Raw genomic sequence first — 16,805 nt, forward strand, 5'->3', positions numbered from 1 at the left:
GTGTTAAGCTCTTGTTTCTGGATGTTCTAGTGATTTTAGATAATCGTAGACAGCAAGCTGTGCCTGGATCTTGCGTTTATTACCGCGTGGTACATAACGATTGGTTAACTCTTTATCGATATAACGCGCTTTAACGGTATCATTAAATTGTAATTCAAGAATGTCGAGCACGCGTTGTTTCAGTTGTTGATCAACCAATTTAACAGCCACTTCAATACGAAAATCGATATTGCGGGTCATCCAGTCAGCTGATGAGATGAAGACTTCTTCGTTGCCATTATTACTAAATACATAAACTCTGTCATGCTCAAGAAAACGGTCGACAATGCTAGTAACTTGAATATTTTCACTAAAATTAGCTTGGCCGGGAACCAGCGAACACATGCCTCGGATCAGCAGACGAATTTTTACGCCAGCTTTGGAGGCATCATAAAGACGATTAATTAACTCTTTGTCATCTAAGTTATTAATCTTTAGCAAGATAGCGGCCGCTTTTCCCGCTTGAACGTTGCTAATTTCCCGATCGATCAGTTGCGTCATCCGAGTGCGTGAATTTTGCGGCGAAACCATTAGATTTTCAAAATTGACAGGTCGGTAAGGGTTTTCAATAAAGTTAAATACCCGCCTTACTTCATTGGTAATTTGTTGATTTGCCGTTAATAAGGAATAGTCGGTATAAAGGCGAGCGGTTTTTTCGTTAAAATTTCCGGTGCCAATATGAGCATAACGAATAATTTCACCTTGTTCGAGACGAGAAATAATAAAAAGTTTAGCGTGGATCTTAAGGCCAGGTGCAGAGAAAATGACATGTACTCCGGCTTCGGTAAGATGCTTAGCCCAATGAATATTGGCTTCTTCATCAAATCTCGCTTGTAATTCAACCACCACGGTGACTTTTTTACCGTTGTGCGCTGCATGGATCATCGATTCAATAATGCGCGAATCCTTGGCTACACGATAAATATTGATTTTGATTGTCAATACGTTGGGATCAAAAGAGGCTTGGCGTAATAATTCTATCGTATGCTCAAAAGTGTAATAGGGATAATAGAGGAGAACATCTTTTTCTCTGATCGCATCAAAGCCATTACGGAAGTTATCAAAACGACGATGACGTAAACGCGGCAGTGGTTTATTCAGTAAATTTTTATTACCTTCGTTTGGAAATTTAATGAAATCTTTAAAGTTATGATAACGGCCACCGGCAATGACTGAATCATCACTTGATAGTCCGAGTTTTTTTCTCAGTAGTTCTACCATTTCATCAGGCATATTACGTTGATAAACAAAACGAACCGGTTCGGCATTAAGACGTTGTTTTAAACTGGATGACATCAACTCCAGCATGCTGGATTCCATCTCAGTAGTTAAATCATATTCCGCATCGCGCGTCATTTTCATCGCGTAGGCGTTTAATTGGTCATAGTCAAAAAAGCCTTTAAATATTTCGTCTAGACAATAACGCAAAATATTATCTAGCAGGATCATTGATTTCCTACGTTTTGGCATTTCAGGCGGTAAATGAACAAATCGAGGTTGTTTGCCTGCTGGAATTTCTAGTAAGGCATATTGAATATTTTGTCCCTTGATAATTTCAACGGCTAAATAGGTATAATCATCTTTTAAAAATTCAACTAAATCAGTTTCCGGCGTGATCAGGATAGGCGTAATATGCTGACGAAGTTGTTGGCGAAAAAATTGTCGTAACCAAATTTGTTGATTTGGCGAAATTTGCCGTTCATTAATTAGGAAAATTTGGTTACGCGCCATTTCAAGTAATAACTCGTTATATAATGAGTCAAATTCTTGATCCAGTTTGGCAACTTTGCTTTCAATTCGCTTTAATAGCTGGCGTGAACTGGATGCGGTTCCTCGTTCTTCATTAATTAATATACGTCGCTTAACATCAGCAAATCTAATTTTATAAAATTCTTCAAGGTTATTGGAATAAATGCCTAAAAATCGCATGCGTTCAATCAGCGGATTACGTTTATCTGCTGCTTCTTGCAAAACTCGCTCATTGAATGATAACCAACTGATCTCTTTTTCAGTATAGAGCCGATCTTGAGACATCTTTACTCCATAACCAATATTGTTATTTAGTAATACAGGATATTGATACTTAACAGCTTATCTGATTACTGATGATTTTTCAGGTGTTTTATTGGCCTCTGGTGAGAATTTTTTTCTCATTTCACTGTATTGATGTTGAAAAATACTCATCCGAATGACGGTACGATATTTACCATTAATAAAAAATTCATCAACCAAATCGCCTTCAATATGAAAGCCCAATTTTTTATAAATATGCAGCGCTTTGGTATTTTCTTTATCCACAATCAAGTAGACTTTATAGAGATTTAACACTGAAAAAGCATAATCCATCGCTAGGTTGGTGGCTTTGGCGGCATATCCTTTACCTTGAAAGGCCGGATCGATAATAATGCCAATTTCAGCTCGACGATGAATATAATTTATTTCTACTAATTCAATTAATCCAATTTTAGTGCCTTCATTTTCAATAATAAACCGACGCTCTAACTGATCATGAATGTGTTTGTCATACAGATCACTTAATTCAACAAAAGCTTCATAAGGCTCTTCGAACCAATAACGCATAACACTGGCGTTATTATCTAATTGATGGACAAATGGGAGATCTTCACGTTCTAAAGGTCGTAGTGTAATTGACTCATTTTTTTTGCCAGTAGGCATTGGATACCTCGATTGGGAGTAAAACTTAGCATATTAAAATAGTTACTATGGATGTTCTGTATTTTTAGTCGGTTTGGTTAGTAAAGAATAGCAGAATCAAGCTGAGTGATAAATGAGAGCAATTATATTTTAACAATAAACTCAGTTTTCGATAACTAATTAGTTAAGTATTGGTTGATTATTACTACAAAATTATCAATTAGAATTTGTATCAATATGGGTTAGCATCAGTATACAAAATTGTGATGCCATTGGCATCACATAGGGACAGATACTGCTAATCTTCATTAGCATAACCGTATTCAGGTAGTTTACAGCCATCCAGGAAGGCTGAATTATTAACCATAGCTAAACGGCCTTTAACAAACCAATTAATAACTAATGGATAAATACGATGCTCTTGTGTTTGAACGCGCGCAATAATATCTTGCGGTTGATCTCCGGCAAAGATAGGCACTTTAGCTTGTAAAATAATTGGACCTGCATCCAATTTCTCAGTGACAAAGTGAATCGAAGTACCGTGCTCTTTATCTCCGTTTGCTAGCGCTTTACGGTGAGTATCTAATCCGGGATACTTAGGTAATAAGGAAGGGTGAATATTAATTATTTTACCTAAATAATGGCTGACAAAGCGTGGCGTGAGAATGCGCATGTAACCTGCCAACACGATCAGATCTGGCTGATATCGTGCTATTTCGGTCATCAGTGAAGCATCATAAGCATGGTTATCCGCGTAATCCGTTTTTTGCATCACGACAGTTGGGATCGCGGCTTGCTTGGCCCGTTCTAAACCATAAGCAGTTGGATTATCACTGAAAACTGCACTAATTTTTGCGGCAATACTTTGTTTTTGGCAAGCATCAATAATGGCTTGTAAATTACTGCCATTGCCAGAAATTAATACTACAAAATTTTTCATTAGCTGATTGTTACCTGCGGTTCATCCGCGTTGATCTCGACAATTTTACCAATTTGCCAGGCTTTTTCACCCAGTTGATTGAGTAGTTGTAATGTATCAGAGACTTCTTCTGCGGGTAAAACAATTAACATGCCAACACCACAATTGAAGGTGCGGTACATTTCATGGGTCGATACATTACCGGTTTGTTGTAACCAACTAAATATCGCCGGCCATTGCCAGCTAGCGCTATCGATCTGCGCTTGGGTATTGGCGGGTAAAACCCGTGGAATATTTTCCCAAAAGCCACCACCGGTTATATGGGCAATGGCATGAATATTCTGTTTTTCAATCAACGCTAGAATATTTTTAACATAGATGCGTGTTGGGGCTAATAAATGATCAGCCAGTGACTTATTTTCTAGTTGTACTGTGGCTGGATCTATTTGGTTTAACTGTAAAATTTTTCTAATTAATGAATAACCATTGGAATGGGGGCCACTAGCGCCTAACGCAATTAGGGTATCGCCAGCTTTAACTTTGCTACCATCAATAATTTTTGTTTTTTCGACCACGCCAACACAAAAACCTGCTATATCATAATCTTCACCATGATACATACCAGGCATCTCTGCTGTTTCACCGCCGACTAGAGCACAGCCTGATTGTTTACAGCCTGCTGCAATGCCTTTGATCACGCTGGTCGCTGTATCGACGGCTAGTTTACCGGTGGCGTAATAATCGAGAAAAAAGAGTGGCTCGGCACCTTGAACAATCAAATCATTAACGCACATAGCAACTAAATCAATGCCAATTGTATCATGGCGTTTTAAGTCCATTGCTAATCGCAGTTTTGTTCCGACACCATCTGTGCCTGAAACTAAGATTGGCTCACGATATTTTTGTGGTAAGGCACACAGTGCGCCAAAGCCGCCTAATCCTCCCATTACTTCTGGGCGGCGGGTTTCTTTAACAGCACCTTTAATACGTTCGACCAGTGTATTACCTGCATCGATATTGACACCAGCATCTTTATAGCTGAGAGAAATTTTATCTGTCACAGCAAGCTCCCAAGGCGATTGCATTTAGTAAAATAGATGGAAACAGAAATAATTCTACCAGCCTAAGCAAACGTTTGCGAGATACTTATTTTGGTTTTCATAATAAAACTCAAGAGCCAGCAAAAGTGAATTCCCTGCAAGAAAAACCTTAATCTATCAGTGGAACAGGTTTGAAAAAGCGCTATAATCTGATAATTTTTTATTTGTAGATGGTTTGTACTGAAGGAGAGTAGCGTGAAAATCGTTGAGGTAAAACACCCGTTAGTTAAACATAAATTGGGCTTATTGCGGGATAAAGATATTAGCACTAAACGTTTTCGTGAATTGGCCTCAGAAGTGGGCAGTCTGTTAACTTATGAAGCAACAGCAAATTTAGAAACAGAAACAATTGCAATAGAAGGATGGTGTGGGCAGGTAAACATCGAGCAAATTAAGGGAAAAAAAATTACTGTCGTGCCAATTTTACGTGCTGGATTGGGAATGATGGATGGGGTGCTGGAAAATGTTCCCAGTGCCCGTATAAGTGTTGTGGGTGTTTATCGTGATGAAAAGACGCTGGAGCCTATTCCATATTTTCAAAAGCTGGCTTCAAATATTAATGAACGGATGGCATTGGTTGTTGATCCGATGTTGGCCACAGGCGGTTCAATGATTGCCACGATTGATTTACTTAAAAAAGAGGGTTGTCATGCTATTAAAATATTGGTACTAGTTGCCGCGCCGGAAGGTATTAAGGCACTGGAAGCTGCTCATCCTGATGTTGAACTTTATACCGCATCTATTGATGATCATTTGGATGAACATGGTTATATTGTTCCTGGTTTGGGTGATGCGGGCGATAAGATATTTGGTACCAAGTGACATTTATTGTTTATGTTATTTTTTATTAATTATAGTTATTGAGAGCTAATAAGATTGGATAGAGATACCAATCTTATTAAGTTTGAATATTATTTTAAATTTAGGGCGTTAATTTTTCGGTGTTTTTTTCACTCTATTTCTATCTAACCAACGTTTTAGTCCTGCATAGGTTTTATTTAATTCAACTTTGGCATTTTCTACCGTTAGTTTGTTGTGATCAAAAACAAACTCTTGAGCGACATAATTAAAACTATAGCCGGAAGCGGGATTAGAATAGAGACTGTAATAGAACAATTTGGCTTGATTATCTGCTTTTATGATAGGGGTAATAAATTGAATAAAATTATGATCCTCTTCATTAAATTTTACAAAATCTGTTAGATGAGTTGTTAATTCATGGATTAAACTAGCGCGTTCATTATTGTCAATAAATTTATGCGTGGCAATAATGTGTTCAGCTAATTGCTGTGGGTTGGTAGTTTTGAAACTACTTGAACGATTATTAAAATTTGAAATATAGTTACAGTTTCTAATTTGATAAAGATACTCTAGGTAGTTCCGTAAATAAAGCGATGCATTATCTAATGAATTAGTTGGCGCCCATTTTGATTCATCACGGATATTAGTTATAATTGTAGTAATAAAATTTGTCGGTGAAGCTGCCAGTTTCTTGGCATTTGTGTCTAAATCGCTATTTTCATTCCATTGATTGTCATCTTGAATGGCTTTTTCTTTGCCTTGACCAAATATTTCAGCACAGCCTAATAAATGGCTAATATTTTCACCACTATATTTTGACGTATCAATAAAATTATCAATATCATTAAATTTATTTGTATTTATCATAAGGATGCCTTAAATTAAAATAATTGATTTTATAATTTATTCAATTTAATTTTTATTAAAAAGTTTTGCATTCACTAATTTAAAATATATCGTTATAATTTTATTAAATAAAATCGTAACAAATATATTTTTAAATATTAACTAGATCACTGTGTTGTTATTTAATTTTAATACATCATGTATAATTGCTTAGGATGTAAGAAAAATTATTAGTATTTTTTGTTTTTATAATCTGAGTAGTAAAGTGTATTAATTAAAGCACAGCAAATAGTTATTATTTTCTACTTTAGTATTGTTTTGTTTTAACCAATCAGAAAGTAGCGTAAAATCAACTTGAAAAAGACTTTTTATATCATCAGATGATAAGTTAAAATCCATAAAGTGAAGTGTTAATCTTGATAAATCAATTTCAAAATTATATTCTTCATCAGGTTTATTTTTTTCTGTTTCTATATCGAAGCTAAAAGTTACTTTTGAGGAGTAAAGTTGTAGTTTAACTATATTTTTTCTTGAACTTAAAATAGTATGTGTAAATAAAATTGTAGTATTATCTTCATTAACTTTAGCTAAAGAGTTTTTGATTAATTTTTTTAGTGATGAATAAATTTCTTGATATTCTTTTTGAGAAGTATATGAATAAAAATCAGTTATTTTTTCAAGTAATTGTTGATAATTATTAGCTTCGTAATTGACATTGCTGCTAGTGTATTCATCAGTGACAAACATGTTTGTTTCTTGTAGAGCAGCAATATATTCATAATATTTTTTTTCATTGCCTTCATTATCAGGTTCATCAGGCGCCCAACCGCTATAGTCTTTGGCTATGGTTAATAAACAAGTTACCACATGTTGTGGGTAGTCAAGTAATTTTGTCACAAGATTAACATCATTATATCGATACATATCTTTTAATAGGGATTCTGCCGCTAATGCTTTTTCGATATCGTCCCCCAAGCTCAAAGCGCCACTGGTTACTAACTTTGCTTGCTGGCTAGTTTCTTGATTTTTAATATTATTAATAACCTCAGATTTTTTATTATAGGCTTTATTTAGCAGCAAATGTAGCATTTCATTTTGTTTTTTTGACATAATTTAATTCCTTTGATTGTAAATATTATTAATATATTTATAATATAATTTGTCTTATTAAGTCCTAATGATGAATAATTATTATTTTTCTAAACAGGTTGCACAATCATCTTTATTTCCTTTATTTGGTGTTTTTACCCGACATAACCAGCATTTTAGGTCGTTTCTTGTTTCACCAACGATCATTTTTGCCATTTCTATATCCAACATATGAGTATGAAAAGTCATAACCAGGTTATTTAATTGTACACGTGATTTATATTTATCTGCTGGTGCATTTTTACCGTTTCCACCACTGTTTCTTGCTAATTCGATATTAGAGGTATTAATATAAAAATTTAAGTCATTTTTACTTTTGGAATCAATGACACCTTGGGTAAATGTAGTATCAGTATTTTTCAGTTCTGCGTGGGATAGTGCTGCCTTGGCCAGATCAGTTACTGATTTTTTAATTTTATTTTTATCAAATCCGGAAATTCCCTCAAATATATTAACGACCTTATCAATCAAATCATTATAATTCTCGTATTGATAATTAACGTCGATAGATCTATCTGATGAAATCATCAAAAAAGGATTCTCTCTCATCAGGTTAGTATAATTAGCATAAGCATGAACATTACCTATTAGGTTGGGTTTTGTCGCATTGTATCCAGCACTCGTCATTGCCATTGTACTCATCATTGCTAGTGCATTAGCGGGTGATTTTACTAATTCTTCTGCGGTTTTATCAGGTGAAGCACCGCTACTGTTCACTTCGTAAAGAAGAGCAGAAACGGCTAAGTCAGCATCTTGCTGTGCGCCAATAATTTCTCCGCTAGAAGCGATAATCTTTGAATCATTATAACCTGTGAATGTTGGTGCTGGTATTGCTTTAAGCATTTTGAACCAATTAGCAAGTTTTTCATATTCTGTATTCATGTCTATCGTTTTCATAATATTCCTTATTTAAAGTTTAAATATCACTCGAATTAACTTAATTAGAAATTTACTTAATTTGGTTAATAAGATGCCTTGTTTATAATAAAAGTAAAGTTAAAAATAAATAATTTTTCATTATAATAAAGTTATTTATTAATTTAAGAAGGTTATTAATTAATATAAACTTGTTATTTTACATTACAAAAATAATTTTTACTTTAAATGCTTTTAAAATAACTTAAAATTTATATTTATTATAAGCATGAGTGTTTTTTAATATAATAAAACAATAAATATAATTATAGGTTTATTTTTCACAAGCTAAATGATTTAATTAATTAAGAATGTGGGTTTGTTAATGTATTTTAACTGTATATTATATTGGGATGTTAAATGTCCATTTTTTGTAAGTTAATGCTTAGAATAAAAGTTACCTGATGTAATTATAGGCAACATGTGATTGATTTATTTTTTTGTTCTTATTTATATATCTATATTTAATATAACCTAAAAAATAACTTTATTAATTGATATTTTATATTGAATTTTAATGCTTGGTATAAGTTATTTTTTATCAATAGATAAAAAATAAAGTTCAGTGCACTGTGAGGACAGAAAAATTTTTTATGAATAACTATTTTTGTTTTTTATAGATAAGTTAGTTTAAGGATTTTATTACCATTATGTTAATATGGTTTAACGAATATTTCATACAATTTTCTGTTATGAAATTAAAATATCAAAACGTGGGCTTTATTGATGAGTTTTGATGAGTAATAATATATTAATTATGAGTTATCAAGAGGACATTAATCATGACCAGCCGTGTAATTGGCGTAGCAGAAAGGCCGCCGTTAAGAGAAACCATTCCATTAAGTTTTCAGCATCTGTTTGCTATGTTTGGGGCGACAGTATTAGTCCCCATTTTATTTCACATCAATCCTGCAACCGTTCTATTGTTTAATGGTATTGGTACACTACTCTATTTGATCATTTGTCGGGGGCGTATTCCTGCTTATCTGGGCTCAAGTTTTGCTTTTATTTCACCAGTTTTATTGTTATTACCGCTAGGTTATGAGTTAGCATTGGGCGGATTTATTATTTGTGGGCTACTTTTTTGTTTAGTCGCACTGATTGTAAAAATAGCAGGTAGAAATTGGATCAATATTATTTTCCCCCCTGCGGCAATGGGCGCGATTGTTGCGGTTATTGGTCTGGAATTAGCGCAAACGGCGGCTGTCATGGCAGGGCTTTTACCTAAAGCGGATATTCCGGTTGATTCAAGCAGTTTGATTATTTCAGTGGTGACGTTGATCGTGACCATTCTATGTTCGGTAGTTTTTCGTGGTTTTTTAGCTATTATTCCTATTTTGCTTGGTGTGATTGTCGGCTATTTACTTGCATTTTTAATGGGAAAAGTGGATTTAACTCCAGTTATTACTGCTCCATGGTTTTCATTACCAACATTTTATTCTCCACGATTTGAGTGGTTTGCTATTTTGACTATTTTGCCTGCAGCGCTAGTTGTTATTGCGGAACATGTAGGTCATTTGGTTGTGACCGCGAATATTGTTGGGCGAGATTTATTAAAAGATCCTGGTTTACACCGTTCAATGTTTGCTAATGGTTTATCAACTACCATTTCGGGATTTTTTGGTTCAACACCGAATACTACCTATGGTGAAAACATCGGTGTAATGGCGATAACTAAAGTATATAGCACCTGGGTAATTGGTGGTGCGGCAATTTTAGCTATCTTGCTTTCCTGTGTTGGTAAATTAGCGGCGGCAATTCAGCTTATTCCTGTTCCTGTGATGGGGGGCGTTTCCCTATTACTTTATGGTGTTATAGCGGCATCAGGTATCCGAGTGTTAATTGATTCTCGGGTAGATTATAATAAACCACAAAATCTAATATTGACTTCCGTTATTCTGATTATTGGGGTAAGTGGTGCGACTATCCATATTGGTGCTGCTGAGTTGAAGGGGATGGCGCTTGCTACCATTATCGGTATTATTATGTCGTTAGTTTTTCGCCTGATTAATATTATTCGTCCGGAAAAAACTTATATAACTACTAAGCTTGAGTCGGTAGAGACGATTAAAAAATAGCTAATTTTTACTGGAATAATAGGTAAATTATTAGTTTCATCGGATGATATTGTTTAAGTTCATCTAATTACAACTTTTGTGTTAAGCTGTATGTGTTTTCTTATCTATACAGAAAGAGGTGCTTCTGAATACGCCGTCGCAGCTTTCATTACCTTTATCCACGCCTGATGATGAAACCTTTGCCAGTTTTATTACTGGCGAAAATGGTATTTTATTAGCGGCTATCAAATCTGCTATTAATCAATCCCATAGCAGCTATATTTATTTTTGGTCTCAGCAAGAAGGTAGTGGAAAAAGTCATTTATTACACGCTGCATGTAGTGAATTGTCACAAAAAGGCGAGGCAGTTGGTTATGTTCCTCTGGATAAACGTAGCTATTTTGTCCCTGATGTTTTAGACGGTATGGAACATTTAGCTCTGGTTTGCATTGATAATGCTCATTGTATTGCCGATGATGAAGAGTGGGAAATAGCACTTTTTAATTTATATAATCGTATCTTGGAAAACGGCAAAAGCTGTTTATTGATAACCGGTGATAGGCCGCCTAGGTTGATTGATTTAGCATTACCTGATTTAGCATCCAGACTTGATTGGGGACAGATCTATAAACTTCATCCACTGAGTGATGAAGATAAGATCCAGGCACTGCAATTACGCGCTAAATTACGCGGTTTCGAGTTATCTGAAGAGGTTAGTCGTTTTGTTTTAAAGCGTTTGGATAGGAAAACCCGCACATTATTTACTATGTTAGATGAGTTAGATCATGCTTCGATTGTTGCTCAACGTAAACTGACTATTCCCTTTGTTAAGGATATTCTTAAACTTTAATTTAAGAGGTAAACTTATTTTACCTCTTAAAGATACAGGGTTATTTAAATAGCTTTTTTACTTGTTCTGGTGGACGTCCTAGCTGAGCATGGTTATCAACGACAACGATAGGTCGCTCAATCAATATTGGGTTATCATGCATTGCTTGCAGTAAGATATCATCTGATAACGAGCTGTCAGATAAATTAAGTGTTTGATAAATTGTTTCGTTGCTTCTCATTAATTGACGCGGTTCAGTGAAACCCAGTTGTGAAAGTAAAGTTTTCAAGTTATTAATACTTGGTGGTGTTTTAAGATATTCAATGATGCGTGGTTTAACCCCCATATCTTCTAAAAGCTGTAGGGTTTGTCGACTTTTTGAACAACGAGGGTTATGGTAAATCGTCACTTGTTGAGACATAAGGTAATTTCCTTAGCGTTTTTGTAATTGTTTATCACGTGTTTGTAACTGGCGTAGTGTATCAATACGGGCATCATATCTTGCTTGATCATAACTACCGGTTTTTGTTAGCCGACTGGCATCGGTAAGATATTGAATGGCAGTACCATAATTACCACGCAAAGCCATACCTTCTGCATAAGCTGCTAACTATTCACTACGCTTACCTTGCTTAGCTGAAACTTCTGCCAACAAAGTCCAACCATTTAAGTCATTGGGGTTATCGAAGGTGTATTTACGCAATAATTGACTGCCTTGATCATACTGATTATTAGCAATATAGGCATTTGCCAGATTAATTTGTAGAATTGGGTCATTTGGTGTTTTGGTTAGTGCATTTTGTAAACGAGAAATAGCCTTTAGTGGCTGATTTAACCCTATATCTATATCGGTCATTAGATCAATAAACCAGGGATTAGCAGGTTGCTTAGCCAAAAGTAAGCGCACAATGTTGCCAGCAGCCTGATATTTTTTATCTTCATTAAGTTGTAGCGCATGACCATAATCAGCCGCCATTCTTTCTTTAGTATCACCTTGGCTATACTGAGATAAAATTTGTACAAGGATCGGTTTTTGCCCGTCTGTATACATGGCAAGAATGCGTACCCGAGCTAGCATAAAATCCAATGATGGTGGGAGATCCACTTTCGGATATTGATTTGAACGATTTAGTGCATCCGCTAAACGACTATCTGGTAATGGATGGGTTAATAGCATCTCAGGTGGTTTTGACATATAACGGCTCTGATCGGCTAAAATTTGCATAAAATCAGACATGGCGCGCGGATCGAATCCGGCGCGACGTAAAGTCTGTATACCAATTCGGTCAGCTTCTTGTTCGTTAGATTGAGTAAAGCTTATTATACCTTGTTGCACACCCGCTAATGTTCCTGTCAGTGCCGCAATACCTGCTTGTGGATTAGCCATCACTAACAGTGCTGAACCAATGGCGCCTATCCAGGCCAATGGTGCATTCCGTTCACGATCTTCTAGCATACGGGCAAGATGTCTTTGTGTTACATGAGAAATTTCATGGGCAATCACTGAGGCCAGCTGACTTTCATTTTGGCTATAACGAAACAGGGCAGAATGGAGAACGACGTTGCCACCAAAATAAGCGTAAGCATTAATATTAGGATTATTTATCAGGTAAAAATGGAACGGAGTTTTTACTGAGTGGGCATTTTTTACTAAGCGCATGCCAAGATGATTAATATATTGGTTTAACAAGGGATCGTAAATAAGTGGTGTGCTAGCACGTAATTGGCGAGTTAGTGCGTCACCAATAACGATCTCTTGATCAATAGTTAGTGTACCACCTGCTGTGGTACCAATATCGGGCAAATTATCTTCAATAGCGGTATAAACAGGCTTCATAGGAACTGCTAACATTATTGTTATTACAAGAGTAATGAGTGGTTTAGTAAATTTTGTATTCATAAACCGGAAGTATCCCTTACGATTGATTATATTGTTAAATGATATTTTTTATGATAGCAAAGCTTACTGGATAATCTGTCAATTGGTATAATTTCGTGGATTAAAAGACTAATTTACCACATTCAGGAGTGAATATATGCTGGAGATGTTTTTGCAATGGTATCGTCGAAGATTTTCAGATCCTCAGGTCGTTGCATTGTTTATCAGCCTGATTATCGGTTTTTGTATCATATTCTTTTTTCATGATATTTTAGCTCCTTTATTAGTTGCTATCGTGTTGGCTTATTTACTTGAATGGCCAACCCAACAACTGGGTAAGTTAGGCTTATCAAGGCTAATGGCGGCGTCCATTGTACTGACAATATTTATGGGTATTAGTGCCATGGTTTTTTTAATTATTGTGCCCATTGTCTGGCAGCAAGGCATGAATTTATTATTTGATTTACCTTCAATGGTAAATAGCTTTAATGAATATGCCAAAGCATTTCCTGAACGCTATCCCGCTTTAGTTGATGCCGGTATTATTGATATGATAGCGGATAATTTACGCGGTCGCTTATCGACTTTAGGTGAATCTGTGGTTAAGTATTCTGTTGCTTCGCTTATTGGTATTATTACCATAGCAATATATCTGGTTTTAGTACCACTAATGGTATTTTTTCTACTGAAAGATAAGACTAAAATAATACGTGGTTTACAACGTATTTTACCCCGTGATCGGTTATTGGTCGGACAAGTTTGGCAGGAAATGAACCAACAGATCACTAACTATATCCGTGGTAAAGTTATTGAAATGGTTATTGTTGGTATCTGTACTTATATCGCCTTTGTTTTTTTAGGTTTGCGCTACTCGCTATTTTTGTCAGTACTAGTCGGTATTTCTGTCTTGATCCCCTATATTGGTGTGGTGGTGGTTACCATCCCAGTAGTTTTAGTTGCTCTTTTTCAATGGGGTATTGGACCTGACTTTTGGACTTTACTAATCGCTTATTTAATTGTTCAAGGGCTTGATGGCAATTTATTGGTGCCCATTTTATTCTCTGAAGCGGTTAATTTGCATCCGTTAGTTATTATTTTATCTGTCGTAGTATTTGGTGGGCTTTGGGTTTTTTGGGGGGTATTTTTTGCCATTCCATTGGCAACTTTAATTAAAGCCGTTATGCATGTGTGGCCAGAAGATAATCTCGTAACTGAAAAATAATTTTTTAATTGTTAATTGCCACCAAAACAGGCAGGGGCAATTAACAATCGATTTTAATCACGGATGAGTATTAAGATAATTCAGTACAATTTGGTGATGATCACTAGTTTTAAATTTGTCAAACACATGTTCAATCTCACCTTTTGCATTAATCAGAAAACTGATGCGATGAATGCCATCAAACGTTTTCCCCATAAATTGCTTTGCTCCCCATACACCGAATTTTTCCGCTACCTCATGCTTATGATCCGATAGTAATGTAAAGTTTAGCATCTCTTTTTCAGTGAAACGTAATAACTTTTCTGCTTTATCAGTACTTATACCAAAAACTTCAACACCCATTTGTTTTAATTTATCCATTTCGTCACGTAATCCACAAGCTTGTATTGTACAGCCAGGAGTCATTGCTTTAGGATAAAAATAAATCAAAATTCGTTGACCAAGATAATCAGATAAATTGATTATTTCGCCATCTTGGTCAGGAAGGCTAAATTGGGGGGGCCTTATCACCGGCTTTCAATGGGCTCATTAGATTCTCTCCGTTTAATTCTATATGTTATTGCGATTTGCTGATAATGCTAATTGTACATTGGACATTTAATTTTGTGCACAATTGTTTAAATCTATTTTTGTTAATTCACTCATTATCACCAATAAAACTTTGGGCATTCATATCAATTTCAAGTTGTTGATCATATTTGTTTGTCGCTGGTTGTATTTTTGCAACCAGTTTGGCTAGGTTGAAGTTATGAGTGATAAATAAACAAGTAAATTGTTCAACTATAGCGGGAGCGACATTAACAATAACATTGGCAATTATTATTGAAAAATATTCTTTATAAACGCCAGAAGTGGTTTTTTGCATAATAGATAATAATTTTAATTCAGAATCATTCTTAAGCAACATTGCTTCTATTAAAGAAATTGATTGCCTGCTATCTGATAACATCATAATAAAGAAGAATTGTTTGCCAAATATAGCGATAAAGCTATCTTCAATATTACATTGACATTTGTTGACCAGTTGGATAACGGTATTAATCTTACCGGGATGATCTGCAACAAGTACAATAATAATGATTGATTGTTGTTCACTATGTGGCAAGTCGTTTTCCTTATAAATTTATGATTTCTGAATATCTTATGGTAACCATAAAAAAAAGCTCCTGCCAAGATAAAAAAACAAATATATCAATATAATAAGTTTACATACTGAGTAGTGATAAAATGATATTTGATGGAATGAAATGTTCACATTTTTGCTGATTTTATAATTTTAAAAGATTTATTTGCTGATAAAATAATAAATTGAACGAGAAAAATAAACTGGAAATAGGATGATAATCATTATGTATTTTTCTTAAAACAGAGTGGTTATTAATAAATTTCATTAAATTTTGTGTATAAGAAGGTTTTTTTCTTTAGACTGAAAAAGTACCATAATTTTAATGTCTCATTTAGGAAAAAGGTTATGGTTAATAATTCTATTAAATATCGGAATTTTTTGCGTGGCAGTCTTGCTGCGATTGTTACCCCAATGGATATAAAAGGGCAAATAGATAAACCCAGTCTGAAAAAACTGATTGATTATCATGTTAATAATGGCACAACTGCGATTGTATCTGTTGGTACAACTGGAGAATCAGCAACACTTGATCATAGTGAGCACTTGGATGTGGTATTGACGACATTAGAGTATGCTGATGGCAGAATTCCGATTATTGCAGGCAGTGGCGCAAATGCTACCAAACAAGCTATTGCATTAACTAAATCTTTGGAAAAAACGGGGGTTGTTGCCTGTTTGGCGGTAACACCATACTATAACAAACCTTCACAAGAAGGACTTTATCAGCATTTTAAAGCGATTGCCGAACAGACAGATTTACCGCAAATCTTATACAATGTTCCTTCGCGCACCGGTTGTGATTTATTGCCCGAGACAGTTGCCAGATTAGCAAAGTTAGGTAATATTGTTGCCCTTAAGGAAGCTAGTGGTGATTTAAGTCGTGTGAATCGCATTCGCAGATTAATTAATGATGAAAATTTTATTTTGCTTAGCGGTGATGATGCAACTGCGTTAGAATTTATGCAATTAGGTGGGCAAGGGGTAATTTCAGTAACAGCCAATATTGCCGCCAAATTAATGGCTGAAATATGCAAATTAGCATTATCAGAAAAGTATGCCGAAGCGCATAAGTTAAATTATCGACTAAGTGAATTGCATCATCAATTATTTATTGAGCCTAATCCGATTCCAGTTAAATGGGCTTGCTATCAGTTAGGACTTATTAATTCTGATACATTGCGCTTACCGATGACACCATTAACACTGACCGGTCAGATAGCGGTACAAAAGGCGCTAAAGATCGCTAATTTACAAAAAATTTAGGGAAA

The 16,805-nt window shown here is 35.1% G+C and carries 14 protein-coding genes and 2 pseudogenes; 5 read left to right on the forward strand and 11 right to left on the reverse strand.

Going from position 1 to position 16,805, the window contains the following annotated elements; translation table 11 throughout:
• Window positions 1-3: 3 nt before the first annotated feature.
• From ppk1 to purM, 4 genes are all read right to left on the reverse strand, one after another.
• Window positions 4-2,073: a polyphosphate kinase 1 gene (gene ppk1, locus AACL31_RS11965; protein WP_310512007.1), complete on the reverse strand. Its 2,070-nt coding sequence runs from the start codon at window positions 2,071-2,073 to the stop codon at window positions 4-6.
• Window positions 2,074-2,130: 57 nt separating this feature from the next.
• A complete protein-coding gene (speG, locus tag AACL31_RS11970; protein ID WP_032114887.1) occupies window positions 2,131-2,715 on the reverse strand; it encodes a spermidine N1-acetyltransferase in 585 nt (194 codons plus the stop codon).
• A gap of 277 nt (window positions 2,716-2,992) precedes the next feature.
• The gene (gene purN, locus AACL31_RS11975) at window positions 2,993-3,634 is read right to left on the reverse strand and encodes a phosphoribosylglycinamide formyltransferase (protein ID WP_310512006.1); all 642 of its coding nucleotides are present in this window, start codon (window positions 3,632-3,634) and stop codon (window positions 2,993-2,995) included.
• Window positions 3,634-4,674 (reverse strand): phosphoribosylformylglycinamidine cyclo-ligase, encoded by a 1,041-nt coding sequence (gene purM, locus AACL31_RS11980; RefSeq protein WP_310512005.1) that lies wholly within the window; start codon window positions 4,672-4,674, stop codon window positions 3,634-3,636. Before purM ends, purN begins: the two co-directional genes overlap by 1 nt.
• Before the next feature lie 234 nt (window positions 4,675-4,908).
• Here purM and upp point away from each other — a divergent pair, with 234 nt between their 5' ends.
• Window positions 4,909-5,535: a uracil phosphoribosyltransferase gene (gene upp, locus AACL31_RS11985; protein ID WP_310512004.1), complete on the forward strand. Its 627-nt coding sequence runs from the start codon at window positions 4,909-4,911 to the stop codon at window positions 5,533-5,535.
• A gap of 108 nt (window positions 5,536-5,643) precedes the next feature.
• Here the strand turns inward: upp and AACL31_RS11990 are convergent, their stop codons facing one another.
• From AACL31_RS11990 to AACL31_RS12000, 3 genes are all read right to left on the reverse strand, one after another.
• Complete coding sequence (locus tag AACL31_RS11990) at window positions 5,644-6,381, reverse strand: hypothetical protein (RefSeq protein ID WP_310512003.1); 738 nt, start codon at window positions 6,379-6,381, stop codon at window positions 5,644-5,646.
• A 249-nt stretch (window positions 6,382-6,630) separates the two neighbouring features.
• A complete protein-coding gene (locus tag AACL31_RS11995; protein ID WP_339053197.1) occupies window positions 6,631-7,470 on the reverse strand; it encodes a hypothetical protein in 840 nt (279 codons plus the stop codon).
• An 81-nt stretch (window positions 7,471-7,551) separates the two neighbouring features.
• Entirely contained in the window at window positions 7,552-8,406 is an 855-nt protein-coding gene (locus tag AACL31_RS12000) for a hypothetical protein (RefSeq protein ID WP_310512001.1), read from the reverse strand.
• 800 nt (window positions 8,407-9,206) lie between these two features.
• Between AACL31_RS12000 and uraA the strand changes: the two genes are divergently transcribed.
• Window positions 9,207-10,502, forward strand: coding sequence for a uracil permease (gene uraA / locus AACL31_RS12005; RefSeq protein WP_310512000.1), 1,296 nt, complete (start codon window positions 9,207-9,209; stop codon window positions 10,500-10,502).
• Between the two features lie 118 nt (window positions 10,503-10,620).
• Window positions 10,621-11,331 carry a DnaA inactivator Hda gene (hda, locus tag AACL31_RS12010; RefSeq protein WP_310511999.1) on the forward strand — a complete coding sequence of 237 codons (711 nt, stop codon included), beginning with the start codon at window positions 10,621-10,623 and terminating at the stop codon, window positions 11,329-11,331.
• A gap of 40 nt (window positions 11,332-11,371) precedes the next feature.
• On the opposite strand, the gene arsC is transcribed toward hda, so the two are convergent.
• Window positions 11,372-11,731, reverse strand: coding sequence for an arsenate reductase (glutaredoxin) (gene arsC, locus AACL31_RS12015; RefSeq protein WP_310511998.1), 360 nt, complete (start codon window positions 11,729-11,731; stop codon window positions 11,372-11,374).
• Window positions 11,732-11,743: 12 nt separating this feature from the next.
• A pseudogene (locus AACL31_RS12020) lies at window positions 11,744-13,210 on the reverse strand (M48 family metalloprotease).
• A 136-nt stretch (window positions 13,211-13,346) separates the two neighbouring features.
• Between AACL31_RS12020 and AACL31_RS12025 the strand changes: the two are divergent.
• Window positions 13,347-14,411 carry an AI-2E family transporter gene (locus tag AACL31_RS12025; protein WP_310511996.1) on the forward strand — a complete coding sequence of 355 codons (1,065 nt, stop codon included), beginning with the start codon at window positions 13,347-13,349 and terminating at the stop codon, window positions 14,409-14,411.
• Between the two features lie 57 nt (window positions 14,412-14,468).
• On the opposite strand, the pseudogene bcp reads toward AACL31_RS12025, so the two are convergent.
• Together bcp and AACL31_RS12035 are read right to left on the reverse strand one after the other, a co-directional pair.
• Window positions 14,469-14,940: pseudogene (gene bcp, locus AACL31_RS12030) on the reverse strand (thioredoxin-dependent thiol peroxidase).
• Window positions 14,941-15,048: 108 nt separating this feature from the next.
• Entirely contained in the window at window positions 15,049-15,516 is a 468-nt protein-coding gene (locus AACL31_RS12035) for an ACT domain-containing protein (RefSeq protein WP_310511994.1), read from the reverse strand.
• A 366-nt stretch (window positions 15,517-15,882) separates the two neighbouring features.
• On the opposite strand from AACL31_RS12035, the gene dapA reads away from it, so the two are divergent.
• Window positions 15,883-16,800, forward strand: coding sequence for a 4-hydroxy-tetrahydrodipicolinate synthase (gene dapA, locus AACL31_RS12040; RefSeq protein ID WP_310511993.1), 918 nt, complete (start codon window positions 15,883-15,885; stop codon window positions 16,798-16,800).
• Window positions 16,801-16,805 lie beyond the last annotated feature (5 nt).

The organism is Arsenophonus endosymbiont of Crataerina pallida, from assembly GCF_964020125.1.
In the GTDB taxonomy this organism is placed as follows: Bacteria; Pseudomonadota; Gammaproteobacteria; order Enterobacterales; family Enterobacteriaceae; genus Arsenophonus; species Arsenophonus nilaparvatae.